General features: G+C 61.9%; 30 protein-coding genes. 13 read left to right on the top strand and 17 right to left on the bottom strand.

What is annotated here, in order from left to right:
• Positions 1–95 precede the first annotated feature (95 nt).
• The gene (gene alaC, locus P3C29_RS14375) at positions 96–1,313 is read right to left on the bottom strand and encodes an alanine transaminase (RefSeq protein ID WP_076015830.1); all 1,218 of its coding nucleotides are present in this window, start codon (positions 1,311–1,313) and stop codon (positions 96–98) included.
• Between the two features lie 196 nt (positions 1,314–1,509).
• Here alaC and P3C29_RS14370 point away from each other — a divergent pair, with 196 nt between their 5' ends.
• Complete coding sequence (locus P3C29_RS14370; protein WP_275964772.1) at positions 1,510–1,989, top strand: GyrI-like domain-containing protein; 480 nt, start codon at positions 1,510–1,512, stop codon at positions 1,987–1,989.
• A 48-nt stretch (positions 1,990–2,037) separates the two neighbouring features.
• Here P3C29_RS14370 and P3C29_RS14365 read toward each other — a convergent pair whose 3' ends face one another.
• The 3 genes from P3C29_RS14365 to P3C29_RS14355 all read right to left on the bottom strand — a co-directional run bounded on the left by P3C29_RS14365 (position 2,038) and on the right by P3C29_RS14355 (position 4,516).
• Complete coding sequence (locus tag P3C29_RS14365) at positions 2,038–3,225, bottom strand: hypothetical protein (RefSeq protein ID WP_275964771.1); 1,188 nt, start codon at positions 3,223–3,225, stop codon at positions 2,038–2,040.
• Positions 3,226–3,405: 180 nt separating this feature from the next.
• Positions 3,406–4,011 carry a pyridoxamine 5'-phosphate oxidase family protein gene (locus P3C29_RS14360; protein WP_063027754.1) on the bottom strand — a complete coding sequence of 202 codons (606 nt, stop codon included), beginning with the start codon at positions 4,009–4,011 and terminating at the stop codon, positions 3,406–3,408.
• A 19-nt stretch (positions 4,012–4,030) separates the two neighbouring features.
• The gene (locus P3C29_RS14355; RefSeq protein WP_201125138.1) at positions 4,031–4,516 is read right to left on the bottom strand and encodes a GNAT family N-acetyltransferase; all 486 of its coding nucleotides are present in this window, start codon (positions 4,514–4,516) and stop codon (positions 4,031–4,033) included.
• Positions 4,517–4,662: 146 nt separating this feature from the next.
• Here P3C29_RS14355 and P3C29_RS14350 point away from each other — a divergent pair, with 146 nt between their 5' ends.
• From P3C29_RS14350 to P3C29_RS14335, 4 genes are read left to right on the top strand one after another with little or no spacing between them, the layout of a single operon-like run.
• Positions 4,663–5,082, top strand: coding sequence for a nuclear transport factor 2 family protein (locus P3C29_RS14350; protein WP_275964770.1), 420 nt, complete (start codon positions 4,663–4,665; stop codon positions 5,080–5,082).
• Positions 5,083–5,124: 42 nt separating this feature from the next.
• Positions 5,125–5,469, top strand: coding sequence for a YciI family protein (locus P3C29_RS14345; protein ID WP_169386078.1), 345 nt, complete (start codon positions 5,125–5,127; stop codon positions 5,467–5,469).
• Positions 5,470–5,499: 30 nt separating this feature from the next.
• Positions 5,500–5,982 (top strand): SRPBCC family protein, encoded by a 483-nt coding sequence (locus P3C29_RS14340; protein ID WP_275964769.1) that lies wholly within the window; start codon positions 5,500–5,502, stop codon positions 5,980–5,982.
• A complete protein-coding gene (locus tag P3C29_RS14335) occupies positions 5,979–7,205 on the top strand; it encodes an RNA polymerase sigma factor (RefSeq protein WP_275964768.1) in 1,227 nt (408 codons plus the stop codon). Before P3C29_RS14340 ends, P3C29_RS14335 begins: the two co-directional genes overlap by 4 nt.
• A gap of 141 nt (positions 7,206–7,346) precedes the next feature.
• Here the strand turns inward: P3C29_RS14335 and P3C29_RS14330 are convergent, their stop codons facing one another.
• Positions 7,347–8,072, bottom strand: a complete 726-nt coding sequence (locus tag P3C29_RS14330) for an SDR family oxidoreductase (protein WP_275964767.1) — start codon at positions 8,070–8,072, stop codon at positions 7,347–7,349.
• 111 nt (positions 8,073–8,183) lie between these two features.
• Here P3C29_RS14330 and P3C29_RS14325 point away from each other — a divergent pair, with 111 nt between their 5' ends.
• Entirely contained in the window at positions 8,184–9,026 is an 843-nt protein-coding gene (locus P3C29_RS14325; RefSeq protein WP_275964766.1) for a LysR family transcriptional regulator, read from the top strand.
• Positions 9,027–9,119: 93 nt separating this feature from the next.
• Here the strand turns inward: P3C29_RS14325 and P3C29_RS14320 are convergent, their stop codons facing one another.
• Positions 9,120–9,974 carry a LysR family transcriptional regulator gene (locus P3C29_RS14320; protein WP_010169817.1) on the bottom strand — a complete coding sequence of 285 codons (855 nt, stop codon included), beginning with the start codon at positions 9,972–9,974 and terminating at the stop codon, positions 9,120–9,122.
• Between the two features lie 89 nt (positions 9,975–10,063).
• On the opposite strand from P3C29_RS14320, the gene P3C29_RS14315 reads away from it, so the two are divergent.
• Positions 10,064–10,501: a multidrug/biocide efflux PACE transporter gene (locus tag P3C29_RS14315; protein WP_275964765.1), complete on the top strand. Its 438-nt coding sequence runs from the start codon at positions 10,064–10,066 to the stop codon at positions 10,499–10,501.
• A gap of 57 nt (positions 10,502–10,558) precedes the next feature.
• Here the strand turns inward: P3C29_RS14315 and P3C29_RS14310 are convergent, their stop codons facing one another.
• Complete coding sequence (locus P3C29_RS14310) at positions 10,559–11,467, bottom strand: LysR family transcriptional regulator (protein ID WP_275964764.1); 909 nt, start codon at positions 11,465–11,467, stop codon at positions 10,559–10,561.
• Between the two features lie 57 nt (positions 11,468–11,524).
• Positions 11,525–12,283, bottom strand: coding sequence for an SDR family oxidoreductase (locus P3C29_RS14305; protein ID WP_275964763.1), 759 nt, complete (start codon positions 12,281–12,283; stop codon positions 11,525–11,527).
• Positions 12,284–12,394: 111 nt separating this feature from the next.
• Here P3C29_RS14305 and P3C29_RS14300 point away from each other — a divergent pair, with 111 nt between their 5' ends.
• Complete coding sequence (locus P3C29_RS14300; protein WP_275964762.1) at positions 12,395–13,366, top strand: LysR family transcriptional regulator; 972 nt, start codon at positions 12,395–12,397, stop codon at positions 13,364–13,366.
• On the opposite strand, the gene P3C29_RS14295 is transcribed toward P3C29_RS14300, so the two are convergent.
• Positions 13,287–14,204, bottom strand: coding sequence for a LysR family transcriptional regulator (locus P3C29_RS14295; protein ID WP_010169812.1), 918 nt, complete (start codon positions 14,202–14,204; stop codon positions 13,287–13,289). The genes P3C29_RS14300 and P3C29_RS14295 overlap by 80 nt on opposite strands.
• Positions 14,205–14,310: 106 nt before the next feature.
• Here P3C29_RS14295 and P3C29_RS14290 point away from each other — a divergent pair, with 106 nt between their 5' ends.
• The 3 genes from P3C29_RS14290 to P3C29_RS14280 all read left to right on the top strand — a co-directional run bounded on the left by P3C29_RS14290 (position 14,311) and on the right by P3C29_RS14280 (position 17,102).
• Positions 14,311–15,099, top strand: a complete 789-nt coding sequence (locus tag P3C29_RS14290) for a 5-oxoprolinase subunit PxpA (protein ID WP_010169811.1) — start codon at positions 14,311–14,313, stop codon at positions 15,097–15,099.
• Positions 15,100–15,252: 153 nt separating this feature from the next.
• Positions 15,253–16,131, top strand: a complete 879-nt coding sequence (locus P3C29_RS14285; protein ID WP_010169810.1) for an allophanate hydrolase subunit 1 — start codon at positions 15,253–15,255, stop codon at positions 16,129–16,131.
• Complete coding sequence (locus tag P3C29_RS14280; RefSeq protein ID WP_201125129.1) at positions 16,128–17,102, top strand: biotin-dependent carboxyltransferase family protein; 975 nt, start codon at positions 16,128–16,130, stop codon at positions 17,100–17,102. Before P3C29_RS14285 ends, P3C29_RS14280 begins: the two co-directional genes overlap by 4 nt.
• 105 nt (positions 17,103–17,207) lie before the next feature.
• Here the strand turns inward: P3C29_RS14280 and P3C29_RS14275 are convergent, their stop codons facing one another.
• The 4 genes from P3C29_RS14275 to P3C29_RS14260 all read right to left on the bottom strand — a co-directional run bounded on the left by P3C29_RS14275 (position 17,208) and on the right by P3C29_RS14260 (position 21,735).
• Positions 17,208–18,824 carry an inorganic phosphate transporter gene (locus P3C29_RS14275; RefSeq protein ID WP_275964761.1) on the bottom strand — a complete coding sequence of 539 codons (1,617 nt, stop codon included), beginning with the start codon at positions 18,822–18,824 and terminating at the stop codon, positions 17,208–17,210.
• A gap of 121 nt (positions 18,825–18,945) precedes the next feature.
• Entirely contained in the window at positions 18,946–19,968 is a 1,023-nt protein-coding gene (locus P3C29_RS14270; protein ID WP_010169807.1) for a transporter, read from the bottom strand.
• A 100-nt stretch (positions 19,969–20,068) separates the two neighbouring features.
• Positions 20,069–21,244, bottom strand: a complete 1,176-nt coding sequence (locus P3C29_RS14265) for a GAF domain-containing sensor histidine kinase (RefSeq protein WP_275964760.1) — start codon at positions 21,242–21,244, stop codon at positions 20,069–20,071.
• Positions 21,245–21,429: 185 nt separating this feature from the next.
• Positions 21,430–21,735, bottom strand: coding sequence for a PepSY domain-containing protein (locus P3C29_RS14260; RefSeq protein WP_010169805.1), 306 nt, complete (start codon positions 21,733–21,735; stop codon positions 21,430–21,432).
• 140 nt (positions 21,736–21,875) lie between these two features.
• On the opposite strand from P3C29_RS14260, the gene P3C29_RS14255 reads away from it, so the two are divergent.
• Positions 21,876–22,805: a sterol desaturase family protein gene (locus P3C29_RS14255; protein WP_201125126.1), complete on the top strand. Its 930-nt coding sequence runs from the start codon at positions 21,876–21,878 to the stop codon at positions 22,803–22,805.
• Here P3C29_RS14255 and P3C29_RS14250 read toward each other — a convergent pair.
• Both P3C29_RS14250 and P3C29_RS14245 read right to left on the bottom strand, forming a co-directional pair.
• Positions 22,746–23,423 carry an AraC family transcriptional regulator gene (locus P3C29_RS14250; protein WP_275964759.1) on the bottom strand — a complete coding sequence of 226 codons (678 nt, stop codon included), beginning with the start codon at positions 23,421–23,423 and terminating at the stop codon, positions 22,746–22,748. The genes P3C29_RS14255 and P3C29_RS14250 overlap by 60 nt on opposite strands.
• Positions 23,424–24,551, bottom strand: coding sequence for a glycerophosphodiester phosphodiesterase (locus P3C29_RS14245; RefSeq protein WP_275964758.1), 1,128 nt, complete (start codon positions 24,549–24,551; stop codon positions 23,424–23,426). It lies immediately after the preceding gene.
• A 231-nt stretch (positions 24,552–24,782) separates the two neighbouring features.
• On the opposite strand from P3C29_RS14245, the gene P3C29_RS14240 reads away from it, so the two are divergent.
• On the top strand, positions 24,783–25,106 hold the full coding sequence (locus P3C29_RS14240; RefSeq protein WP_010169801.1) for a DUF2025 family protein: 324 nt from the start codon (positions 24,783–24,785) through the stop codon (positions 25,104–25,106).
• 170 nt (positions 25,107–25,276) lie between these two features.
• Here P3C29_RS14240 and P3C29_RS14235 read toward each other — a convergent pair whose 3' ends face one another.
• Together P3C29_RS14235 and P3C29_RS14230 are read right to left on the bottom strand one after the other, a co-directional pair.
• Complete coding sequence (locus P3C29_RS14235) at positions 25,277–25,600, bottom strand: antibiotic biosynthesis monooxygenase (RefSeq protein WP_201125124.1); 324 nt, start codon at positions 25,598–25,600, stop codon at positions 25,277–25,279.
• Positions 25,597–26,292: a CTP synthase gene (locus tag P3C29_RS14230; RefSeq protein ID WP_010169799.1), complete on the bottom strand. Its 696-nt coding sequence runs from the start codon at positions 26,290–26,292 to the stop codon at positions 25,597–25,599. The genes P3C29_RS14235 and P3C29_RS14230 overlap by 4 nt, the downstream gene beginning before the upstream one ends.
• Between the last annotated feature and the right edge of the window lie 34 nt (positions 26,293–26,326).

Genomic DNA, 26,326 nt, shown 5'->3' with positions numbered 1-26,326 from the left:
GAGCTGGCTTGCCTGCGATGGCGATGGTGAATTCAACACCGCTATCGCAGGCAAGCCAGCTCCCACATTGATTGGGTTCCGGCAGTTGGATCGGGTCAGGCGTCAGCTTTCTTGACCAGCCCATCCGCCCGGAACATCGCCCGGATGCCCCGCACCGCCTGGCGAATCCGGTCCTGGTTTTCGATCAGCGCAAAGCGCACGTGATCGTCGCCATACTCACCAAAGCCGATCCCCGGCGACACACACACCTTCGCCTCCAGCAGCAGCTTCTTGGCAAACTCCAGCGAACCCATCGCGGCATACGCCTCGGGGATTTTCGCCCAGACGTACATCGATGCCTTCGGGTTCTCGACCATCCAGCCCAGCTCATGCAGGCCTTTGACCAGCACGTTGCGGCGCTGGCGGTACTGCTCGGCAATGTCTTTCACGCACTGCTGATCGCCTTCCAGCGCCGCAATCGCCGCCACTTGCAGCGGGGTGAAGGTGCCGTAGTCGTGGTAACTCTTGATCCGCGCCAGGGCGTTGACCAGTTCCGGGTTGCCCACCATGAAACCAATGCGCCAGCCGGCCATGTTGTAGCTCTTGGACAGGGTGAAAAACTCCACCGCAATGTCCTTGGCGCCCGGCACCTGCATGATCGAGGGGGCTTTCCAGCCGTCGTAGACGATGTCGGCGTAGGCCAGGTCATGCACCACCAGCACGTCGTACTGTTTGGCCAGGGCGATCACCCGTTCGAAGAAGTCCAGCTCCACGCACTGCGCGGTGGGGTTGGACGGGAAGCCGAGGATCATCATCTTCGGCTTGGGGATCGAGCCGCGAATCGCGCGCTCCAGTTCAGCGAAGAAATCCACGCCCGGAATCAGCGGCACCGAGCGCACCTGGGCGCCGGCAATCACGGCACCGTAGATGTGAATCGGGTAGCTGGGGTTGGGCACCAGCACCGTGTCGCCCTGGTCCAGGGTGGCCAGCATCAAGTGCGCCAGGCCTTCCTTGGAACCGATGGTCACGATGGCTTCGGTTTCCGGGTCGATGTCCACTTCATAGCGGTCTTTGTACCAGCGCGAAATCGCCCGGCGCAGACGCGGAATGCCTTTGGAGGTGGAGTAACCGTGGGTGTCTTCGCGTTGGGCGACGGTGACCATTTTTTCCACGATGTGCGGTGGCGTGGCGCCGTCAGGGTTACCCATGCTCAAGTCGATGATGTCTTCGCCGCGCCGACGCGCAGCCATCTTCAGCTCGGCAGTGATATTGAAAACGTAAGGGGGGAGTCGATCTATGCGCGCAAAGCGGCGCGGCGAACCTTGGTCGGCCATTGTTGCCTCGAAATACGTAAGCGCCCGGAACCGTCCGAGCGACGTCGGCCACTGCGGTGGCCTGCGGGGCAGACAATACGGTCGATGATGGCCAATTGTCCAGATGTTGCGGCAAAAATTTCTGCTTGGAGTACGGCGGGGATATGCCCCTATACTCGACGCGGGTTTGTTCCCTCATAAGAAGGAGACTGTTCAGATGGATCAACAGACAAAACTGCCATTACAGCCGCACATGGAAGAGGGCAAGGCCCTGGTGATCGCGGGTGTGCAAGGGCGTTATTCAAAGGCCACGCTGGGAGATATTCCCAAGTTGTGGGAACTGTTCGACAGCTGCTTCAAAGAGATCAAGCAGCGTGTGGGCGGCGTGACTTACGGCGTGTGCTACAACGCCAAACACGATGAATTCGACTACCTGGCGGGCGTCGAAGTGCCGACCAAGGGCGATGTGCCGAGCAACTTCGAGTCGATTGAAATTCCCGCCCATCGCTATGCGGTGTTCCCGCATTACGGCCCAGTGCAGGCGCTGGCGCAGACCTATGAACGCATCATGTTCGAGTGGCTACCGGGTTCCGGCCACAAGGTGATCGGGGCCGATTTTGAGCGTTACAGCGCCGACTTCGATGTGGGCAAGGGTACGGGCTCCGTGGAAATCTGGATACCGATAGAAAAGCTCTGATGACTTGAGGTTCCGGGTGGGAGAATTCCCCACCCGGGTGCCGGTCACTCAGGCGTCGTTGAGCAGGCGCGCGATATAGGTGTAGTAGGTTGCGTTGGGACCGGATACCAGGAATTTTTCCCCCGGTTGTTGCAACTCGACGGTGTCGACATAAGACCGCAGTGGACTGTCCTGCCTCGTATAGACCGGCGCAACGCCGGCATTACCAAATGCGGGGTCCTTGTGAGCGGCCCGAGTGTATCTCACCAGTTTTGTGGTTAAGCCCGTTGCTTGTTCCCGGGCCAATACCACGACTTTTCCGTCGCGCTGGACCACGTGGCTCACATACGAGCCATCTTCAACAGTGGTGTGCACGGGAACGTCCTGGTTGAACGTGGGGTCGGGTTGCCCGCTGGCGGTGAAACTGGCGACGAAGTTATGGGTTTGTCGCAGTTTTGCGTTGGACCCTGCTACGGTGATCCGATGTTGATCGTCCACCACAATGCTGAAGACGCTAAGCGGGTTGCCGGTATCTGCGGAGCCCAGCTCAACATGGCCGCCACTGCCAAAACCTGTCACCAGCGAACCCCTGTTGTCGTAGCAACTGATAAGGGCTTTGTCTCTGGTGTTGCCTGCGACCAACAGGTGATCGTCGTACGAAAATGCCAGGGCGCGCAGTTGTGTGTCGGGCACGTATACCCGCCCGGTTCCGTCACCAAAAAGCGGGTCGGTACCTCCGTTTTTATCGATCTTGATAATGATGCTGTCGTGTTCGTGAATTTCGAACGCCACATAGACGGCGCCGTCTTTGTCTCGGACCTTCAAGCCTCGTTTTCCCAGCAGATCGTCCTCGACAGCGACATCAAGCCGTACGGTACCGTTGTTGCCAGGGTTGAACTGTGGGTCGGGATCGCCTTCTTTGGTGAAGCGCGTGAGGTGGGCATCATAGTGGGCCCCGTTGAGCAGGCCCCATAACACCAGGTACTTATCGTCTGCCTGTACTGTCAGGGCCGCGAACAGGTTAAAACCGTTTATGGACGTTTCGGCCAGCGCTTTATCGTAATACCCGTCGGCATGGTGTTTTACCGCCTCAACGATATATTCGGTTTGGGATTTTCGCTTGTTGCCTACGGTGAGCAGTGTCTGGTCCTTGAGCAACCGGGTGAACCCGGCCAGCAATTCCAGGCGAACGGTGCCGTTGCGGTCTGTGCCAAAGCTTGTATCAAAACTGCCGGCAATGTTTTGGGAGTTGGCCATGATGGGGCTCCTTGTGGGGGGAAGTCCTCCATACCTGCTTGTTCGACATCACGAAGCGACTACGTGGGAACAGCAGTACATCTCACAAACCATCGGGTGGATAGCTGTTAGAAATAACAGGTAGTGCGTGCCGGCCCACGAATTTGGCCCAAGGGCCGGCAAGGCTTTTGCAACGGCCTCTCAATACAACGTGGCCTTGACCCGCTCCGGCATTTCCCGGTCATAGGCTTCGGCGTCAAACGCCCCGTCGTTCAGCCGCTTGTGAAACGCCCCGGCGCTGGGCAGTGCCGAGCGATCCAGATGCTTTTCCGGGTTCCAGCAATCGGAGCGCACGAAGGCTTTGGAACAATGGAAATACGCCGCTTCCACCTGTACCAGGATCACCGAGCGGGCCGCTTTGCCATTCACCGCAAAGCTCTCCAGCAACTCGGGCTCGATGGAAATCTGCGCGCGACCATTGACCCGCAATGTCTCGCCAATCCCCGGAATGATGAACAGCAGCGCAATACGCGGATCCACCACCAGATTGCGCAAGGTGTCGAGGCGGTTATTCCCTGGCCGATCCGGAATCGCCAACGTGCGCTCGTCGATGATTCGTACAAACCCTGGCACATCGCCGCGGGGCGAGCCATCAATGCCGTCCGGGCCGGACGAACTCACCACCACCAAGGGTGACGCGCGGACCATCGCCTGGTAATCCTCGTTGAGGAACGGAATTTCCTTGCGCACGGCCCGCTCGTGGGGGAGGCCATAGAGGGACTCGAGTTGTTCCAGGGTTGTTAGCATTTCACCACCTCCTCGTTGTTTAAAACACCCACGCCAACCGGCGCTCATACCCAATCCGCCCCTTGTACGCCTCACCGCTGTCCACCCAGCCCTGCTGCAAATACAGCCCCATCGCCGCCACATTGTCCGTGTCCACCGACAGTTCCAGTGCCTTGATCTGCGGCCATACCAGGCGCGCAGCCGCTGGCAGGGCCTGCAGGCAGGCTTTGCCAAACCCCTGGCCCTGTTGATGGCGGTCGACTTGCAGTGCATGCAGCGTGGCGCTGTGTTCATCGGCCCAATGGGGCAGGCAGGGCGGGCGTTTGAGCAGCAGGAACGCCACGGGAATCTCGTCGGCGAGTAGGGCAAAACCCGCCACGCCGGGGCTCGGCTTGGCCAGCAGAGTGTTCAGCGCACAGTAGATATCGCCGGAAAACGCCAGTTGTTCGGGATGCACTTCCAGGGTGCCGAGTTGCTGTTGCTGCAGGGCAGTCAACGTCTCATAGGGAACGAGGCGAGTTTCCATCGGCGTAGCATCCGAAATCCTACAAAGAAGCGCGGATTCTAGCGGGTTTGCGGTATTCGCAATTATTTTTCGCGGGACTGTCGATTGGCCGATATCCCAGTCGACTAAGGGTGTCTTCAGTGATTTTTCCCGCAAGGAGTATCGCCATGAGCACTGCAATCAACAGCTTGATCGAACAATGGAAACAGGCGGTCATCGCCAAGGACGTTGAGAAGATTGTCAGCTTTTACGCCGACGATATCGTCTCGTTCGACGCCGTTAACGCCCTGCAGTTCAAGGGTAAGGCCGCCTACCAGGCGCACTGGAAGGCGTGCATGGAGTTCTGCCCGGGCCCCGGGGTCTTTGACTTCCACGAGCTGCATATCGTCGCCGCCGATAACAGCGCCTTTGCCCACTGGCTGGCGCACTGTGGCGGCACCGGGCCCGACGGTGTGCTCAAGACCTGCTGGATGCGCGTCAGCGCCGGTTACCAGCGCGTTGGCGGGGAGTGGAAAGTGGTGCATGAACATTGGTCGGCACCCTTCGACATGGAAACCGGCGCCGGTCTGTTCGACCTGAAACCTTGAACGCCGCGAACTATAGTCAGTTGTCCGAAAACGGAGAATCCCATGAAATACCTCTGCCTGATCTATAGCAACGAGCAGGTGCTGCATGATTCGCCCGACAGCCCCAAGGACCCGGAATGTTTTGCCTATGGTGCCGCCGTGCAGGCCAGCGGGCGGTTGCTGGCCGCCGAACCGTTGGAGTCGGTGACCACCGCGACCACCGTGCGCATGCGCAACGGCAAGCTGTCGATCACCGACGGGCCGTTTGCCGAAACCAAGGAGCAGCTCGCCGGGTTTTACCTGATCGAAGCCAAGGACCTGAATGAAGCGATCCAGGTGGCCGGCGGCATTCCGGCGGCCCGGGTCGGCAGTGTGGAAGTACGCCCGGTGCGTGAACTGAATCTCTGATCACAACAATAAAACTCAGGAGGTTTTCCCATGACTCATCAACCCAAACCCGCCGAATTTGAACTGTCCATCAGTCGCTTGATCGATGCCCCGCGCAGCCGGGTGTTCCGCGCCTGGACCGAACCCGCCTTGTTGCAACAGTGGTGGGGCCCACACGGCATGACCACCCCCGAGTGCGAAATGGACCTGTGGGTAGGTGGGCAGTTTCGCACGCTGATGCGCGCGCCCGACGGCAGCGAGTACCCGACCCAGGGCGTATTCCTCGAAATTACCGCCCCCAGTCGGCTGGTGTTTACCGATGCCTTCACCCCCGGCTGGATTCCTTCGGGCCAGCCGTTCATGACCGCCGAAGTGACCTTTGAAGACGTCGATGGCAAGACGCTTTATACCGCCCGTGCCATGCACTGGAGCGCTGAAACCAAGCAGGCTCACGAAGCCATGGGCTTTCACGAGGGCTGGGGCCAGAGCCTGGACCGCCTGGTGACGCTTGTGACTGAAGGCATGCGCGATTGACGGTGCAGGCCCGGGTCGAAGCGGTTTATCGCAGCGAATCGCGGCGCATCCTCGCGACCCTGATTCGCCTGCTCGGCGATTTCGACCTGGCTGAGGAAGCCTTGCACGAGGCGTTTTTCGTCGCGGTCGAGCGCTGGGAGCAGGACGGTGTGCCCGACAATCCCCGGGCCTGGCTGGTCTCGACCGGGCGCTTCAAGGCCATCGACCGCCTGCGCCGCCAGGCCCGTTTTGCCGCGCACCAGAACCAGTTGCTGGCTCAGGCCGATGAACTGGAAGACGCCGACTGGAGCGCCGAAGACGTGGAAGATGACCGCCTGCGCCTGATCTTTACCTGCTGCCACCCGGCGCTGGCGGCCGATGCCCAGGCGGCGCTGACCTTGCGTGAGATCTGCGACCTCACCACCGAGGAAATCGCCCGGGCGTTTCTCGCCACGCCCGCCACCATCGCCCAGCGCATCGTGCGGGCCAAGGGCAAGATTCGCGAGGCGAAAATCCCCTATCAAGTGCCATCCCTGGCGGAATTACCCGAGCGCCTGGACAGCGTGCTGCGGGTGATTTACCTGGTGTTCAACGAAGGGTATTCGGCGTCCATGGGCACTGATTTGACCCGGGAAGACCTGACCCGCGAAGCGATTCGACTGGGCCGCTTGCTGATGGAATTGTTGCCGGAGCCGGAAGTGATGGGCTTGCTGGCGCTGATGCTGCTCCACGAATCCCGGCGCCCGGCACGCACCTCGGCGGGTGGTGAGTTGGTGTTGCTGGATGAGCAGGACCGTTCGCTGTGGGACGCTTCGTTGATCGCTGAAGGATCTGCCCTGGTGGAGAAAGCCCTGACCTCGCGAGGCTTCGGGCCCTACAGCCTGCAGGCGGCGATTGCGGCGGTGCATGCTGAAGCGGCGAGCGCTGATGAGACCGACTGGCCGCAGATCGTCGGGCTTTATGACGTGCTGCTAACGGCGGTGCCGTCGCCGGTGATCGAGCTGAATCGCGCGGTGGCCGTTGCGATGCGCGATGGGGCGTTGGCGGGACTGGAGTTGGTGGACGGGATTCTGGCGCGGGGAGAGTTGGTCGACTATCACCTGGCGCACTCGGCGCGGGGCGAATTTTGCCGGCGGCTGGGGCGGATGGAGGACGCGCGGCGGGCGTTTGAATTGGCGCTGGCATTGACCCGGCAAGCGCCCGAACAACGGTTTATCGAGCGGCGCCTGGCGGAATTCAAATAGCCTGTGAGACTGAAATGCGATCCACTGTAGGAGCTGGCTTGCCTGCGATAGCGGTGGGTCAGCCATACAACTGTTGCTGATACCCCGCTATCGCAGGCAAGCCAGCTCCCACAGTGGATTTGTGTTGTCTGCCTTGGCTTCTTACGGCTGCTGACGCGTCGCCGCCAACACGATCTCGCGAATGCACACATGCTGCGGCTGCTGGTATGCATAGGCAATCGCCGAGGCCACGTCGTCGGCGCTCAGCACGGTGCCGCCCATGTCCTGTTTCCATGCCTGGTAGCCGGTCTTGATAGCTTCATCGGTGGTGTGGCTCAGCAGTTCGGTTTCCACCGCGCCCGGCGCAATGGTGATCACGCGCACGTTGTGAGGCGACAATTCTTCCCGCAGATTTTCCGAAATCCCGTGCACGGCAAACTTGGTGCCGACATACGCAACGTGGTTCGGGAAGGTCTTGCGCCCGGCCACCGAGCTGACGTTGATGATAGTGCCGCCCTTGCGCTCGACCATGCTGCCGGCCACCGCATGAATGCCGTTCAGCAGGCCTTTCACGTTGACGTCGAGCATCTGCTCCCACTGCGCCGGGTCCTGTTCGCTGACGGCGCCCAGCAGCATCACGCCGGCATTGTTGATCAGCGCGTCGGCCGGGCCGAACTGGGCTTCGGCTTCTTTCACCGCCGCCACCAGCGCGGCGCGGTCGGTGATGTCGACACCGCGGCTCAGGGTGTTCGGCAGGTTCAGGGCATTCAGCCGGTCGATGCGACGTGCCAGCAACAACAGCGGGTGGCCGGCGGCCGACAGCAAGCGCGCAGTCGCTTCGCCAATGCCCGAACTGGCGCCGGTGATGATGATCAAGGGCTTGCTCATGGTGGAACTCCTGAGATAAGAAAAACAAATAACTGAACGTGGGGCGCAGTATATTTAGCCCTTGGGTGGCTGAAAAATGCCTTATTCCTCTGTCTGTCATCGGTAATAACTATGGATGTGCGTCATCTCAGGGCGTTTCTCGCGGTGTTCGAAGAGCGCAATATCACCGCCGCCGCCCAGCGCCTGTTCATCAGCCAGCCGACGTTGTCGGTGACCATCAAGCAACTGGAAGAAGAGTTGGGCGTGGCGCTGTTCCTGCGTCAGCCCCGTGGGGTTGAGGTCAGTGATGAAGCGCGGGTGCTGTACCCGCAGGCGCGGCGCATGGTGGCCGAGGCCGATGCGTTGAGCCGGCTGTTTCGCGGGCGCGAAAACCGCATCGCCCTGGAACTGGGGGTGGAGGGCGACATTGCCGACAGCCAGATCGAAACCTTCCTGCGCATGGCGCACCAGGGCCTGCCGGGTTTGCTGCTGACCTTGCAGGAAGGCTGCGAAGGAGAAGGTCGCCTGGCCGTGGAGGAAATGTGCTGCGAGGACGAATTGTTCCTGCCGCTTTGGGAAGAGTCCTACGTCATGGCGCTGCCGGCTGCGCACCCGATGGCGGCGGGTGGAAAAGAACAGGCCTGGGCGCCGATCGAAGACTGGATCACCTGCCCGCAGCATGATTCCCATCAACGGCTGATGGCCCTGTACGGGCGTTCGCCCCAGGCGGTGGCCGGGCATGCCGGTTCGTTGACCCAGGCCTTGCACATGGTGGCGGCGGGAGTGGGTGTAGCGATGTTGCCGCAGTCGCTGGCGGCGGAGCGCGCCGGGGTAGTGATTCGCCCGTGGCACCTGCCGGCACCGACGCGCCGGGTGGGGTTGTGCTTTGCCGCCCAGGCCCTGGAGTTGCCGGCGTTGCGGGCGCTGCATGAATACTTCCAGAGCAACCGCCCGCCGCAGATTGAAGCGGCCTGACTGCGCCTTTGAGTGCACCGCCAATCCAATGTGGGAGCTGGCAAGCCAGCTCCCACATTTGATCTTCATTGTTCCGAATAGTGTGTTCCGGCGTTATTCCAGCATCTTGCCCAGCAGCCAACTGCCTGCCGGGCCGGGCGGATGCTGGCGTGACCACAATGCATCTACCGCCACCGAACGCGGCCAGCCTCGAGCCTTGATTTCACACAGGTGGTCACCCCCAAACCGCTCCACCAGCCAGCGCGGCAGAGGCGCCCAGCCGAAACCCAACTGCGCCATTTCCATCAGCATCAGGTAACTGGGCGCCGACCACACACGACCCAGGCCACGGGTTTCATTCGGGTTGATGATGCTCGCCAGGCGCAGTTCGCGGTGTTGTTCCAGGGTTTGCTGGTCGATGTCCGCAAGGTTCGCCAGCGGATGTTTGGGGGCGACAAACAGCGCGATTTCCGTGCGCTCTTCCACGGCGGTGCTGGTGAGGTCCGGCGGGTAGACCTCCTGCATTTCGATAAACGCAATCTGCGCCCGGCCGCTTTGCACCAGGGCGATCAAGTCTTCGCATTCGGCGATCAGGCATTCCAGTTCCAGGTCCGGGTAGCGTTGCTCAAAGGCGCTGAGGGCGGTTTCGAAACGGTCCGATTGATAGGTATCGGACATCGCGATACTCAGCTTGGGCTCCAGCCCCTGGGATAACTGGCTGGCCGCCAACTCCAGGCGGCTACTGGCTTCCAGCACCTGCTCGGCGCGTTGCAGCAGTACATGCCCGGCCGGCGTCAGCGTCGGCTTGCGGCTGCTGCGATCAAACAGCACCACGTCCAGGTCAATCTCCAGGCTCGCCACTGCCGCGCTGACGGTGGACTGGCTCTTGCCCAGCTTGCGCGCCGCTGCGGAAAACGAACCCTGGGTCGCCGCCTGCACAAACGCCTGAAGCACTTCATGTGAGGCCATGACTATCGCCTTGATCGATGGTTATTGATTATGAAGTATCGGGTTAAAGGGTAATGATGGCAACCATCGTCACTCACGGAGAACGGGTCATGACACCCACCAAGTCGATTACTGAACGCGTTTGGCAAGCCATTGGTTTTGAAGGCCTGGCCTTAATGATCTGTACGCCACTGCTGGCGTGGATCATGGATAAACCGGCCCTGGAGATGGGCATGGTGACCTTGGCCATCAGCCTCATGGCGCTGGCCTGGAACGTGATTTTCAATGGCCTGTTCGACCGTCTCAAGGCGCGCCTGCAACTGTCTGGCGGGGCCTGGACCCGCGTGCTGCATGCGTTGATGTTTGAAGGCGGCCTGGTGGCGATCTGCGTTCCGTTGATCGCCTGGTGGCTGAACATCAGCCTGATGCAGGCGTTTATCCTCGACATCGGTGTGTTGCTGTTTTTCCTGCCGTATACCTACGTGTATCACTGGGCGTATGACGCGGTGCGGGAAAGGATCATGCAGAAACGGATGCGCACCGCGTAGGAGTCCGGCTTGCCGGCGATGGCGATTTTGGATACGTCATCGCCGGCAAGCCAGCTCCTACAGGGGGTGTAGCGAGGCCACAAAATCGAGGAATGCCCGCACCTTGGCCGCCGGCAAATGCCGCGACGGGTAGAAGGCATACAACGGGAAACGCTCGTCGGGCCAGTCGGGAAACAGCTCCACCAGCGCGCCCGACTCCAGCGCCGGCGCCAGCCCAAGGTCGAGCATCTGCGCCACCGCATGCCCGTGTTCGCACACGCTGTATAAGGTCCCGGCATCGTTGACCACCAGCCGCCCGCGGGTGGCGACGTTGACTTGCTCGCCGGGGCGGTGGAATTCCCAGCCAAATGGCCGGCCGGTCTGGGAGTCGCGAAAGTCGATGCACACGTGCTGGCCGTCTTCCAGGTCCATTGGATGGGCCGGGCGACCATGGCGCTGAAGATAAGCCGGCGAGGCCAACGTCAGCACTCGCACCTCCATCAGCTTGCGGGCGATCAACGAGGAGGATTGCGGAATGCCAAAACGGATGGCCAGGTCAAAGCCATCCGCCACAAGGTCCCCGAGCTGATCCCGCGTGTGCAGGTCCAACTGCAGCTGCGGGTATTGGCCCATGAATTCACCGAGCACCGGCCCCAGCACCAGCCGCGAGAAGTACGGGTCGATATTCACCCGCAGCCGTCCGCGTACCGTCAGGGCGCTGTCGGCCGCCGAGCTGGCGGCCTCTTCCAGGCCGGCCAGCAGCGGGGCGATTTCCTGGTAGAAACGCCGGCCCTCGTCGGTCAATTGCACCGAGCGGGTAGTGCGGTCGAACAGGCGGATGCCCAAGCGTTTTTCCAACCGGGAAATCGCCCGGCTGACCCCCGAAGGCGTCATCTCCAGGCTGTCGGCGGCGCGGGCAAAACTGCCGCTGTCGACCACGGCGGCCAGTACGCCCATGCCGCCGGCCAGTCCTGGATCAAAACTCATGGGTGATTGCCTGTCAGGTATCCGAAAGCATTGATGCTAGCGGAGAATCAGACCGGGTTACAGAAACATCCCGCCGGAGGCCTCGACCCGTTGCCCGGTGATCCAGTTGCTGCCATCGGCCAGCAGGGTGGAGATCGCCCCGCCAATGTCATCCGGCAAGCCCGCGCGACCCAGGGCGGTGTTGTTGGCGACCATGGCGTTCACGTCCGGGTTGTCCCGCACCACGCCGCCGCTGAAATCGGTGGCAATCGCGCCGGGGGCCAGGGTGTTGACGGTAATCCCGCGGGCGCCCAGTTCCTTGGCCTGGTAGCGGGTCAGTACTTCCACCGCGCCTTTCATCGAGGCATAGGCCGAGTAACCCGGCAGGCTGAAGCGCGCCAGGCCGCTGGAGATGTTGATGATGCGGCCACCGTCGCTGATCAGCGGCAGCAGTTTCTGGGTCAGGAAAAACGGGCCCTTGAAGTGAATCGCCACCAGTTGGTCGAACTGCGCTTCGGTGGTTTCAGCGAAGCTGGCATGGGCGCCGATCCCGGCATTGTTGATCAGGAAGTTGAAGTGCGCCTGACCGAACACGTCTTTCAATACTGCGCCGACCTGGGCGGTGAACGCCTCAAAGGTAGAACTCTGGCTGACGTCCAGTTGCAGCATGGCCGCCTTGCCGCCCAGTGATTCGACTTGGGCGACCACGGCTTGGGCTTCGTCCGCCGCGCGGTTGTAGGTGCCGATGATGTCGACGCCCTGTGCCGCCAGGTGCAGCGCAGCGCTTTTGCCCAGGCCGCGGCTGGCGCCGGTGATCAATGCGATTTTACGGGTCATGGTGTAGTCCTCGGAGCGTGTGAATGTTCGTGGGATTGAGTGTATTTGTCCGCCCATAACGTGATAAACAGCGCTATACCGGAATCACTGGCCGGATAAGGCGAACAATCCATGAACAAACTTGAGCTGCTGCGCACCTTCGTGCGCGTCACCGAACTGTCGAGTTTCACCCGGGCGGGCGAGAGCCTGGACCTGCCGCGCTCTACGGTTTCCGAGCATGTGCAGGCGCTGGAAGAACTGTTGGGCGCGCGCCTGTTGCAGCGCACCACGCGCAAGGTGCAGGCCACCCAGGACGGCCGCGTGTTGTACGAGCGCAGCAAGGACTTGCTGTCCCACATGGAGGAACTGGAAGGCTTGTTTCGTCAGGATGAGGCGCAGTTGGCGGGACGGGTTCGGGTGGACATGCCCAACGTGATGGCCCGCGAACTGATCCTGCCGCGCCTGCCGGAATTCATGGACCAGCACCCGCTGATCGAGATGGAGATCAGCAGCACCGACCGCCAGGTTGACCTGTTGGCCGAGGGTTTTGACTGCGTATTGCGTGTGGGCGCACAGCCGGACCAGTCGGTGGTGGCCCGGTTGCTGTTCAGCATGCCGATGATCAACTGCGCGAGTCGCACCTACCTGGAACGCTACGGCGTCCCTCAGACGCTGGACGATTTGGCCGACCATCATCTGGTGCATTACGTACGCCCGCTGGGTTCGCGCTCGCCAGGGTTTGAGTACGTGCAAGGCAACAAGGTGCACCGGATCCCCATGGCCGGGCGCGTCACCGTCAACAGCACCGACGCTTACAGGGCCGCGTGCGTGGGTGGCTTCGGCCTGACCCAAGTGCCAGCCCTGGGCATTCTCGATCTATTGGCCAGCGGCGAGTTGGTTTCGGTGCTGCCGGACTATCCGGCCCCCGCGCTGGACGTGTCCCTGCTGTACGCCGGCCAACGGCATTTGCCGCTGCGGGTGCGGGTGTTCATGGACTGGCTGGCTGCTACCTTGCAATTCGCGTTTAACGCCGGGCTGACAACTGCTGCGGCGCAAGGAACGCATCGTGGAAGTAATCACGGAATGCCTGCATCGCCGGAGTGAACTCACGCTCGCGGTGCCAGGCCAGGCCGACGCTCATGGGGGTGACCTTGTCCGTCACGCTCACGGTTTCGATGCGCTTGCCTTCCAGTGACCACGGGCGATGCACCAGGTCCGACAAAATCGCCACGCCGCTGCCATTGGCAACCATGCTGCGCACCGCCTCCACCGAGCTGGTGCGCAACCGCACCTTGGGTGTTTGCCCGGCCTGCTCCCAGTAGCGCATGGCGCTTTGTTCGGCTTCGTCGACGGTGAGGAAAATGTAAGGTTCCCTGGCCACGTCCGCGAGGCTGACGGCGGGGCGCTCGCACAACGGGTGATGGCTGGGCAGCCACAGGCGGCGCTCGGAGTTGAAGAGGATTTCCGAGACGATATCCGGGTGTGTGAGGTTGGCGGTGAGCACCACGGCCATGTCGAACTGGCCGTTGAGCAGGCCGTGTTCGATCGCCTGGCGTTCCTGTTCGAACACCTCGATGGTCACGTCCGGGTGCCAGTGTTCCATGCGCTGCAAATGGTGCGGCAGGAAGTAGCCGAGCACGGTGTAGCTGGCCGCCACCCGCAATACGCCGCTGGCGCGGTAGTCCGGCAGCGGGCTGTTCAGGGCATCGTCGACGCTGCGCACAATCACGTAGGCCCGGTTGAGAAAATGCCGCCCGGCGTCGGTCAGGCTCATGCCCTGGGCCGAGCGCACAAACAGCTGGGCGCCGAGCATCGCTTCCAGCTCCTTGATCGCAGTGGTCACCGCGGACTGCGAGATGTTCAGGTGAATCGCCGCCTGGGAGATCTGGCCGATTTCGGCGGTGGCGACGAAGTAGCGGATTTGGCGCAGGGTCAGGGACATGGCGGGTATCTGATTTTCAGAAGATGGGCCATCTGATAATAGATCTTCCCAAGGGGTCAAGCCGCAGCCTAATTTCCATGGCATGAACTTCAACGGAGCGACCCCGATGCAGGCAGTGGATTTCAATTCGGACATGGGCGAAGGCTTTGGCCCCTGGACCATCGGCGACGGCGTCGACAGTGAACTGATGGCGTACATTAGCTCGGCCAACATCGCCACCGGCTTCCACGCCGGCGACCCGGGCACCATGCGTCGCACGGTCGAGCGCGCCAAGCAACTGGGCGTGGCGATTGGGGCGCACCCGGGCTTTCGTGACCTGGTGGGTTTCGGCCGTCGCCATATCAATGCCCCGGCCCAGGAGCTGGTGGACGATATGCTCTATCAGCTTGGCGCCTTGCGGGAAATCGCCCGGGCGCAGGGCCTGACGCTGCAACACATCAAACCCCACGGCGCGCTCTACATGCACCTGGCCCGGGACGAAGAAGCGGCACGCTTGCTGGTGGAAAACCTGCAACGGCTGGAGCCCACCTTGTTGCTGTATTGCATGCCCAACTCGGTGATCTGGCGTATTGCCAAGGAACTGGGCCAGCCGGTGGTGCGGGAGTTTTACGCCGACCGTGAGTACGATCTCACGGGCTCCATCGTGTTTACCCGCAATGTGCGCGCGCTGGATCCTGCGACGGTGGCGGCGCGGGTCCTGCGGGCGTGTCAGACCGGGCTGGTGCGTACCGTCGAAGGGGAAGACCTGTTTATCGAATTCGATTCCATCTGCCTGCACAGCGACACCCCCGGGGCCCTTGAACTGGTGGAAGCCACCCGTGAAGCCTTGGATAAGGCGGGGATTGTTGTGGTGAGCGGGCTTGCCCCGCGTTGGGCTGCGCAGCAGCCCCTATAAGCCCACGGAGTTTCCCCAGGCAGCATTCAAGGTCAGGTTTTGGGGCTGCTACGCAGCCCAACGGGGGACAAGCCCCCTCGCCACAATGACTACTTCTGCCAACACTCATGATTTTTTGCCTGCCTTTCTACAATGATTCCAAGAGGAACAGACATGGCCGAATCTTCCCCGATCCGCTACAGCTTTGGCGGTGATGAACACCTGTTTGCCGAGGTCAGTGAGAGCATGTCCCTGGAGGCCTTCTTCAAGGGCATGGCCGTGACCCGCGCGGTGGAACGCCTGGCCCTGGACGGCGTGCTGGACGTTTGCCTGGCGAATGCCTCGTTCCAGATTCGCTTCGACCCGGACCGCATCGCGCCTCACGTGCTGCTCGACGCCGTGCAAAGCGCCGAAGCTCTGGCGGTGGCCGAACGCACCTTGCACACCCGCATCATTGAAATTCCGGTGCTGTACAACGACCCCTGGACCCATGAAACCCTGATGCGTTTTCGCGACCGCCATCAGGACCCGACCGGCACCGACCTGGAGTACGCCGCACGGATCAATGGCCTGGCGGACGTGGAGGCGTTTATCGCCGCCCACAGTGGCGCGCCATGGTTTGTCTCGATGGTGGGGTTTGTGGCGGGCCTGCCGTTCATGTTCCAGATGGTCGAGCGCGAGCGGCAGTTGCAGGTGCCCAAGTACCTGCGCCCGCGCACCGACACGCCAAAATTGACCCTCGGCCACGGCGGCTGCTTCGGCTGTATCTACTCGGTACGCGGCGCCGGCGGTTACCAGATGTTCGGCGTCACCCCGGCACCGATCTACGACCCGCAACAGCAACTGGCTTACCTGAAAGAGCACATGGTGTTCTTCCGCCCCGGCGACATCGTGCAGTTCAAACCCATGGACCGCGACGCCTATGACCTGGCCGTGGCTGAAGTGGATGCAGGGCGTTTTGACCTGCGCATCCGTCCGGTGGAATTTTCCCTCGATGCCTTTCTTGCCGACCCCATTGGCTACCCGAAAACCCTGCAGGAGGCGCTGGCATGATCAAGGTACTCAAACCTGGCCTCGCCACCTCGGTGCAGGACCTTGGCCGCGAAGGTTATTACCACCTGGGCATCCCGCCGTCCGGCGCGCTGGACCAATACGCCTTGAGCGCGGCCAACCATCTGGTGGGCAACCCGGCCGGTGCTGCCGGCTTGGAATGCACGTTGATCGGGCCGGAGCTGGAGTTTCAACAGGATGCATTGGTGGCGCTGTGCGGGGCGCTGATGTCGCCGCGCCTGGACGGTGTGGTGGTGCATCAGGACACCGCGTTTCAAGTGCGTGCCGGGCAAGTGCTGCGCTTCGAATTCCCCAAGGCCGGTGCGCGGACTTACCTGGCGGTGGCCGGTGGCATCGATGTGCCGCTGGTACTCGGCAGTCGTTCCACTTACACCCTTGGCGCCTTGGGCGGGTTTCAGGGGCGGCGACTGGTAGAAGGTGATGAACTGCCGGTCGGCGAGGCCAGTGGCAAAGGCCGGGCGGGGAACAGTTTGCCCATGGCGTTGCGCCAATCGGTAGGCGGCGACGTGACCCTGCGGGTGGTACCGGGGCTGTATTACGAGCGACTGACACCCGGCGCAAAAAGCAGCTTTTTTGCCGAACCCTGGACGGTCGGTTCGGAAGCGGACCGCATCGGCTATCGCTTCAAGGGCGGCAGCGCCTTGAGCTTTCAGCCACGGGAACAGCCGTTTGGTGCCGGGTCTGATCCGTCGAACATCGTCGACAGTTGCTACCCCATCGGCTCGATCCAGGTACCGGCCGGGCTGGAGCCGATCGTGCTGCATCGGGATGCGGTGTCGGGTGGCGGCTACGCGATGATTGGCACGGTGATCAGTGCCGATCTGGATCTGATCGGGCAGATGCAGCCGAACCAGCGGGCGGGGTTTGTGGCGGTGACGCTGGAGGAAGCACTGGAGGCGCGGCGGGTGTACAAGAAGCGGTTGAGGGTGATGGGTGGGTTGTTTAATACCTGAGAACGCCGCCGAACCCCTGTGGGAGCTGGCTTGCCTGCGATAGCGGTGTATCAGTCACCACCGCTATCGCAGGCAAGCCAGCTCCCACATTTTTATCGGGCTGTGTCAGAACAACTGGGTAAACAGCCAATACAGGCTGCCCGACAACAGAATCGCCGCCGGCAAGGTCAGCACCCAGGCCATCAGCAAGTTGCGGATGGTCTTCATCTGCAAGCCACCCCCATTCGCCACCATGGTCCCGGCCACACCCGACGACAGCACATGGGTGGTGGACACCGGCAAGCCATAGATGTCCGCCGCGCCGATGGTCAGCATCGTCACCATCTCGGCCGAGGCGCCCTGGGCGTAGGTCAGGTGGGTCTTGCCGATCTTCTCGCCCACCGTCACCACGATGCGCTTCCAGCCGACCATGGTCCCCAGCCCCAGGGCGATGGCCACCGCGATCTTGACCCACAGCGGAATAAACCGTGTGGCGCTGTCGATCTGTTGCTTGAACAGTTGCAGCTTGTTCTGGGTGTCGGCGTCGAAGTTGCCGACCTTGCCCTTGTCCATCAGGCGGATGGTTTCGCTGGTCAGGTACATGTCGTTACGCACGTTGCCCACGGCTTCCACCGGTACGGCCGCGAGGGAGCCGTAGCTCTTCACTTCTTCACCGATATGCCCGGTGATGGCGGCGAGGGCGGGCACCAGTTCCGGCGTGGCTTCCTTGGTGCGCACATAGGTCGACAGGGTGGCGCGGGAGTCGGCAGGTGCCAGTTGCGGGGCACTTTTCACCAGGGCGGCCTGGGTCACTTCGGCCACGGCGGCAAACTGCAATGACTCACCCGCCGGCATGGTGCGGTTCAACGCGTAGGCCATCGGCAGGGTGCCCACCAGGATCAACATGATCAGGCCCATGCCTTTCTGGCCGTCGTTGGAACCGTGGGCAAACGACACGCCGGTGCAGGTGGCGATCAGCATGCCGCGAATCCACCATGGCGGCGGGGTGTCGCCTTTGGGTGCCTTGTACAGCGAACGGTTTTTCACAAAGGCCCGCAGCGCCAGCAACAGCAGCGCGGCGAAGGCGAAGCCGATCAGCGGCGACAGCAGCAGCGCATAACCGATCTTGATCGCCTGGCCCCAATCCACACCGCTGGTACCGTCGCGGCCGTGCATCAGCGCGTTGGCCACGCCCACGCCGATGATCGAGCCGATCAGCGTGTGGGACGACGACGCTGGCAAGCCCAGCCACCAGGTGCCGAGGTTCCACAGGATCGCGGCGATCAACAGCGCGAAGATCATCGCAAAGCCGGCGGAGGAGCCGACCTGCAAAATCAGCTCAACCGGCAGCAGGGCGATGATGCCGAACGCCACCGCGCCGCTGGACAGCAGCACACCGAGGAAGTTGAAAAAGCCCGACCACACCACCGCGAAATGCGGCGGCAGCGAGTTGGTGTAGATCACCGTGGCCACGGCGTTGGCGGTGTCGTGGAAGCCGTTGACGAACTCAAAGCCCAGGGCGATCAACAGCGCCACACCCAACAGCAGGAACGGCGTCCAGGTGGTGACCACCGTGCCCAGTTCGTGCATGTCGTGCATCAGGCTGTAGGCGGTGAACAACAGGCCCATGGCGAGCACGGCGAAGAAAATGATCACCGTCACCAGGCCCGGTTTCTTGTCCAGGCGCGGTTTGGGATCGGTTGTAGCGGAGGAGGTGGAGGCGGTCAGCGAAGGGGTTGCCATGCCGGAACATCCAGTGTTGGGGAGGATGTCGGTCATGATCATTGCAAAATGTTACAGAGATGCTGCGGTAAGTCAGTGTTTAGGTGAAAGGGGCTGCCACTGGTCTGCAACCCCCTGAATTTCAATAATCCTTGCGCTTGCGGAACGCCCAACGCCCGGCAATCAGGGTGAACGTAGCCACCAGTGCCACCAGGATCCAGAAGCCCTCGGGGTCCGTAGAAAGCGGTACGCCCCCGACGTTCATGCCAAAAAAACCGGCAATGATATTGATCGGCAGCGCCAGCACCGTGACCACGGTCAGGGTGAACAGCGTGCGGTTGCTCTGCTCGTTGAGGTTGGCGGCGATCTCTTCCTGCAGCAGCTTGATCCGTTCACCCAACGCCATCAGGTCGTTGATGATCAGCGCAAACTCCTCGGTGGATTTGCGCAACTCCTTCACGTCTTCCTTCTGCAACCATTGCGGCGGGCGATTGAGCAGCCGCAGCAACGAGCCGGGCTCCAGCGCCAGCAGCCGTTGCAGGCGCACCAGCACCCGGCGCGCGGCACCCAGTTCGGCACGGTTGGTGGACAAGCGTGACGACAGCAGTTGGTCTTCGATCTGGTCGACGCTCAGGCTGGTCTTGCGCACGATCTGCGTCAGCACCTCGCCCTGGTCCCGCAGCAAATGCACCAGCAGTTCCAGCGGCGAGCGAAAGTGCTCACCGGCCTTCACCGACGACCGCAGCTTGTCCACCGAGTGCAGCGGTTGCAGACGCGCACTGACCAACAGCCGACTGCGGGCGCAGACCCACAACGTGGAAATGTCTGAAGACACCATGCTGCTGAAGTTGAACACCACGTCGTTGACCACCGCCAGCAAGGCCGAGTCCACGTGTTCGATGCGGGTGGAGCGTGAGCCTTCGTGCAAGGCTTCGAAGAATTCTTCCGGCAGGTTCAGGTGCCCCTGCATCCAGCGCTCGCAGGCGGCGTGGGCCAGGTTCAAGTGCAGCCAGAGGAATTCCTCGGGGTCACCGGGTTGCTGCAAGGCCGCCAGGGCGGTGGCTGAGTCGATCTGTTCGCCCTTTTCACCGGGGCGAAAACGAAAACCGTAAAGCAAGCCAAACAGGTCGGAGTCCTGGTGGCTGTGGTCGATGCTGTGGTTCATGGAGGCTCGCAGGGAAAGTGCCTGTAGGAGATTTCACAGGTTCACTTGAGCGCATCATGGCAACTGGATTTGACGGTTTTGTGACAATTTGAGGTGGGCGTCAATTGCCTGTGGGCAAACTGAAGCTGAACACCGTACCGTCCTGTTCGTGGGACGACACCTCCAACCGCCCGCCATGGGCGTCGGCAATCTGTTTGACGATGTACAAACCCAGGCCCAGCCCGGCCTGGGGTAGGGCGCCGGTCGGTCGGGAGTAGGGCTGGAACAGCAGCGGGATGGCTTGATCGCTGATCACCCCACGGTTTTTCACCGTCAGCTCGAACGTACCGTCGTTGACTTGCGCACTGACCTCAACCGGCCCTTCGGGGTTGCCGTGGCTGATGGCATTGCCCACCAGGTTGGAGAGCAATTGCGCCAGCCGTTCGCGGTCGCCTTGCACCCCCTTGAGGCTGCCGATGCGCGCGTGAATCTGGCGTGTCGGGTGAACGTGCTGCACCTCGTCCACCACGTGCTGCAGGGTGTCTTCCAGCCCGGAGCATTCACCGATGTTCACCGGGATGCCGCTGCCCATGCGCCCTCGGGCAAAGTCCAGTACATCTTCCACCAACTGCGAGGCGCGACGGCCGCTGGCGAGCATGTGCCGCACGAGGGTGTCGGTGGCCGGGTCCGGGTGTTTGCGCAACAGGCGCTCGGCGCCCACGTTGATTGCGAACAGCGGGTTGCGCAGGTCGTGGCCGAGTACGGCGATGAACTGTTCCCGCAGTTCGGCGGTTTCCCGCTCTTGCTGCAAGTCGGCCTCGGTTTGCTGGAGACTTTCTTCGGCTTCGATTTGCAGCGACAGCACCCGGGCAAACGACTCCATGGTCGACTGGATGGTGCTGCTGCGCAGCTGTGCCGGGTTCGGGTCCAGGGCGCAGATGGTGCCGAAAAAACGCCCGTCGGTGCGGAACACCGGCACCGAGATGTAGCTTTCAAAGTGGTAGATGCGTGGGGTGTGGTGATCGCGGTACAGCGGGTCTTCGCTGGCTTTGTCGATCACGATCGAGACGTGGGAGCCCCGGATTTCGTGGCACAGGGTGGTGGTCAGGTCCAGTTCGCCGCCGACGGGCAGGCCGAAGTCCAGGCGGTCGAGCACGGCACAGGCCGTCCATGAATCATCGGTCACCCGGGCCACGGCGGCAAACCGCAGGCCGGTCATTTCGCTGATCACCTGGAGAATGGCGGGTACAGCACTGATTCGGCCAATGGTGGCAATGTCTGCGGCTCTTTGCCCCATGGCGAACGGTCTCGATCCTGATGCTGCTGGCGTTGTGCCTTGGCTGATAACTGGGATTCTAGCGGCCTTGAAGGTTGAAGGTACAACTTCGTGCAAGGGAATTAGACTATTTACTCTTCTGGGCGACGAGCGCGCATAAAAAAGCCGCGCGGCCCGAAGGCGGCGCGGCGTTTTTGTGGTTCAACTCAGGTGTCTTGCTTGTTTTCCAGGACTTCGCCGGTCTTGGCGTCCAGCTTCACGTCCCACTTCACATTGCTGGTGTCACGCAGTTCGGTCTCGTAGACCAGGCGACCGGCTTCGTTTTCCAACTCGGTGTCAGCGATGGTGGCGCCTTTGTGCTGGGCCAGGGCCTTGGCGTTGAGTTTTTCAAAATCCATCACGGCACCGGACTTGAGCAGGCTCGGAATGTGGTCCGGGCGAACATCGGCCTGGGCGAAACCGGCGGTCATGGTCAGGGCGGCGGCAGCGAACAGAGCGGTCAGGTTTTTCATGGTGTCATCCTTTGGGGTGAGCTGTTTAAGTGGGATCAGGTTAACCAGCGCAACTTAACTCACCCTTAAAATTGCGCCGTTTGTTCAATCGGCGACGAGTGCGGGGTTTCATGCTGGCGTCTCACTTATGGGAGACACAGATGAAACGGTTGATGACCTGGGTCTATGCGCCCGTGTTCTGGGCGGGATTTATCGGTTGGGCGTTGTGGCTGGTCGAGGTGGGCGCGCTGCACTGGCTGGGGCTGGTGTTTGTAACGGCGGTGGCGGTGTCGTTTATCGCTGAGGCGTGGTCGCCTTACGAGCCCCAATGGAATCGAAACCAGGGCGATCGCAGGCGGGACGTTCTTCATGCGTTGGTCAATGAAGGCCTCAACGCATTGGGCTTGTTGATCCTGCCGGGGTTGACCGCACTGCTGTCCATCGACGGTCTATGGCCACGGGCATGGCCGCTCTGGGAGCAATTGCTGCTGGCGATTTTCATTGCCGATGCGGGCATCACCCTGATGCATTACGCCAGTCACCGGGTCGGGGCGTTGTGGCGCCTGCATGCGGTGCATCACAGCGTGCAGCGGCTGTACGGTTTCAATGGCTTGATGAAGCACCCGCTGCACCAGATGCTGGAAGCCACGGCCGGGCTGCTGCCGTTGATCCTGCTGGGCATTCCCACGGATGTGGCGCTGCTGCTGGCGCTGGCGATTGCCATTCAGCTGTTGTTGCAGCATTCCAACGTCGACATGCGCCTGGGGCCGCTGCGCTGTGTGTTTGCCTGGGCGCCGGTGCATCGGTTTCACCACATGAAATATGGCCGGGCGGGGGATGTGAATTTCGGGCTGTTTTTCAATCTGTGGGATTGGCTGTTGGGGACGGCGTTTTACCGCCAGGACTATCGAATGGGGCAGGGCGATCTGGGGATCGGCAGCCGGCCGGACTTTCCACGGGATTATGTGGCGCAGTTGCGCGATCCGTTCAGGGCCGTGCGATTGAGCAAGGAACCGCCGGTTCCGGCCGGTCTATTCCAGGATTCGCACGTGCAGGTTGCGCAACGACGCCCCGGCCGTGACGCCAAATAGCTGCTTCATGGTCCGGGAAAAATGCGCCGAATCGGCGAACCCCGCGCCATGGGCCGCCTCGGTCAAGGTGTTGCCGCCGAGCGCCAGCCCCAGCGCTACCCGCAAGCGCCGCCACAGCACCAGGCGGCGCACCGGCAACCCCAACTGATGGGTGAACAAGCGCTCCAACTGGCTCAACGAAACGTGCGCTGCCTGCGCGAGAGCCTGGGCCGAGACCTTGCCGCTCAGTTGCTGATCCAGCGCCAGCAGCGCGCGCTCCACACGGGTGTCTTCCAGTGCGCGTCGCGGCGACTGCCGCAGCGTGCGGTCGAGTGCCTCAAGGGACAGTTGGCTATCGGCGAGGGCGGCCTGCAAAAGGTCGAGATCAAACGCGCCGGGCTCGGCATACACCATCAACACCTCACCCTCGGTGTGGAGGATGGCGTGGGGCGTTCTTGAGGGGATAAACAGGCGATGGGCCGTGGTGACACGGCCATCGAGGCTGGCCGTGATCGGCCCGCCCGGGGAGAACATCAACTGATGGGCATAGTGCGCATGGGGCGCGGTGCGCCCCGGTATGCCCTGGATCAGCCCGTAGTCAGGCCCCAGCCACAGGCGACCTGACCATTCGGAACTCACTCAGTAACCGTTGTCCTGCAGCAGGTCGGCCACGCTCGAGGACGGCCAGCGCTTGTAGTACTTCAGCAGTTCAGCGGCGCGGTTGGTGAAGATGCCATCGACGCCGGCCTTCATCACCTTGTCGAAGTCCACCGGCTCATCCACGGTGTACACGTGCACCAGCAGGCCCTTGTCGTGGGTCAACTGGTTCATCTCGGGTTTGACCAGGTCGGAGTAGCTCTGGTCGCCCAGGTTGGTCAGCTGTGCCGAAGGGCCGGTACCGATGGCGCCCAGGCTCTTGGCCTCGTCGATCCATTTTTCGAATTCGGCGGCGTCCTTGGGCTCCTGCTTGGCGTAGTAGGCGGCTTTGGTCGGCTCGCCGGACTCGGCGAAGGTCACCTTGGATTTCGGTTCGATGCTGCCTTCACCCACCCACAGCAGCAGGATTTTCGGGGTGTTGGGCATCTCTTTTTGCAGCTCTTTCAGGCTGTCCTTCTCAAAGGTTTGCAGCACTACGCGGCCCTTGCCCTGGCCGACGCCGATGTTTTTCTGGGCCTGGTTGGAGCCGGTGGAGCTCAGCCAGCCTTTATCCAGCAGCTTGTTCTTCAGGTCGGCTTCGATACCCGGGAATTGCTTCGGCTCTTTGGTTTCGATGTACAGGCCGGGTTTGTGCTGCGGGTTGCCTTCGGCGATCTTGATGATTTCGTCCAGGCTCAGGATTTTCAGGCCGACGAAGCCAGGGCGGGCGCGGTCCGGGTAGGCGGCGTTGAACCAGCTGCCGGCGTCCAGGGTTTTAAGCTCGGCCCAGGTGAATTCGTTGGCGGGGCTGTCTTTGCGCTCGGGGAACTTGGTGGCAACGTCAGTGGTGCGTTGCAGGTTGTTGTCATGGAGGGCGAACAGTACGCCGTCCTTGCTGCGTTGCAGGTCCATTTCCAGGTAGTCGGCACCCAGGTCGCGCGCCACTTTGTAGGCCGCGGCGGTGGATTCCGGTGCATCGAAGGACGCGCCACGGTGGGCAATCACCGCAGGGTGCGGAATGCCTTCGTTGGTGGCCAACTCGGTAGGGCTGATCGGGCTTGCCGCCTGTGCGTGGCCAAGGCCCAGCATCAGGGCCAGCAGCAGGGCACTCTTGGTAAACGTGACAGGCATATGCGAAGTCCTTTCGTGGAGGTAACTTTGAGAAGGGCTCCTTTTTAACAATTGAATGCGAATGGCGCTATCACCAAACCGACATTAACGTGTTCACGGGCCATTTTTCTGCGCTTTTGTGCTGTGCTATGCAGTACTCTTGCCCTCAGCTGCCCCATCAGAGGGCAGATTTTTTGCCACGCGTGTAAACCATCTTTCCAGTCCAAGTAGGACTTTTCAGTGAGGTTTACCATGCGCATCACCTCCGAGCTTATCTGCCAGGCCGCCGACCAACTCCACGGTTTTGTCGGCCTGAACCGCAAGACCGGCCAGTACATCGTACGTTTCAGCGAAGATTCCTTCGGCATGGACGTGGCCGATGACGGCATTATCCCTACCTCCGAGTTTGTCTGGCTGCCGGTCGACGGGCAGGCCATGACCTTGTCCCGCGAGCGGATCCAGTTGTTGCTGGACCAGAATATCGACGATCGCATCAACATCACCGAACCGCTTCGGGTGTACATGCGCCGGGTGGAGATTCCACAGATCAGTGCGGTGCGTCATTTGGTCAGTTGAGCGCCACATTGCCCCTGCGGCGAGAGAGCTTTTTGTGGCGAGGGAGCTTGCTCCCGCTGGGCTGCGCAGCAGACCCAAAAGCTTGGGAGCGCTGCGCACTCCAGCGGGAGCAAGCTCCCTCGCCACAGAAGCCCCTTGCCCACATTGAGTGTTTTGCACAGGTTGATGTTTCAGCGTTCGAACGCGTAAGACCGCTCCACCTTGCACACCCGTGTATGGCACGCCGAGTACCAGGCGGCGCGCCCTTGCTCGCGCACCTCAGTGTGTTCGGCGTGCTGCTTCCAGGCCAGGATCGCGGCTTCGCTGTTCCAGTAGGACACGGTGATGCCCAGCCCGTCGTCCCCACGCGCCGATTCCACGCCGAGAAAGCCGGGTTGTTGCCGGGCCAGCTCCAGCATGCGCTCGGCGGCTTGTCCGTAGCCTTGGTCGCCTTCGGTGCGCAGCGAGCTGAAAATCACCGCGTAGTACGGCGGGGCAGGCGTCTTGGCGATCATGCGCAGGCCTTCAGCAGCGCAATGGCCAGCGGCGGGGTGATGCCTTTAAGCGCCGCACGTTCCGGCTGGAACAGGGTGGCGACAAAAAACGGATGGTCCAGCAACTCCACCGCCCGCAGGTCGCCCGCCGAGTCGTGGCCGCTGGCGATCAGGTCGGCCTCCAGCAGTGCGCTTTCGAAGTCTGGGTTGATGCCATAGCGGCAGCGGTAGCCTTCGTGGAGATCGAGGGTGCCGTAGGCCTCGGCGATGCGGGTAAAAGCCATCAGGCGGATGCTGTCTGTCGCCTCCACCAGGGCGCAGGTCAGGGGTGTCAGTACCGCGCGCGGCGAGTCGGGGGCCAGTTCACCATGCTCGGCGTCGGCCCAGCCCAGCACGTTGCGGGCGTATTCCAGCACCGCGTGTTGAAAACCGCCGCAGGTGCCGAGGAAAGGACGCCGCTGCTCACGGGCATAACGGATGGCCAGCAAGGCACCGTCGAGGTCGCGGTAGGGGCTGGCGGGGACGCACCAGAAGCCATCGTAGTGCTGCAATTGTTCGGTGGATTTGATCGTGTCGGTGGCCAGCCAGTCGAACCGCACCGTCAGGCCCAACGCCTCGCCGGCCTGTTGCAACGCCAAGGGAATGGCCTGGTGTGCGGTGACTTGCGCATCGTAGTCGCCGATCAGGGCCAGGTGCAGGGTGGTTTTATTCATCGAGGGTATCCGTGGCTTGTTGAGTCCTGGCGCT

The sequence above is a fragment of the Pseudomonas sp. 1912-s genome, assembly GCF_029269205.1.
In the GTDB taxonomy this organism is placed as follows: Bacteria; Pseudomonadota; Gammaproteobacteria; order Pseudomonadales; family Pseudomonadaceae; genus Aquipseudomonas.
Note: the sequence above shows the minus strand (reverse complement) of the source record. Positions and strands in the feature narration are given on the sequence as shown.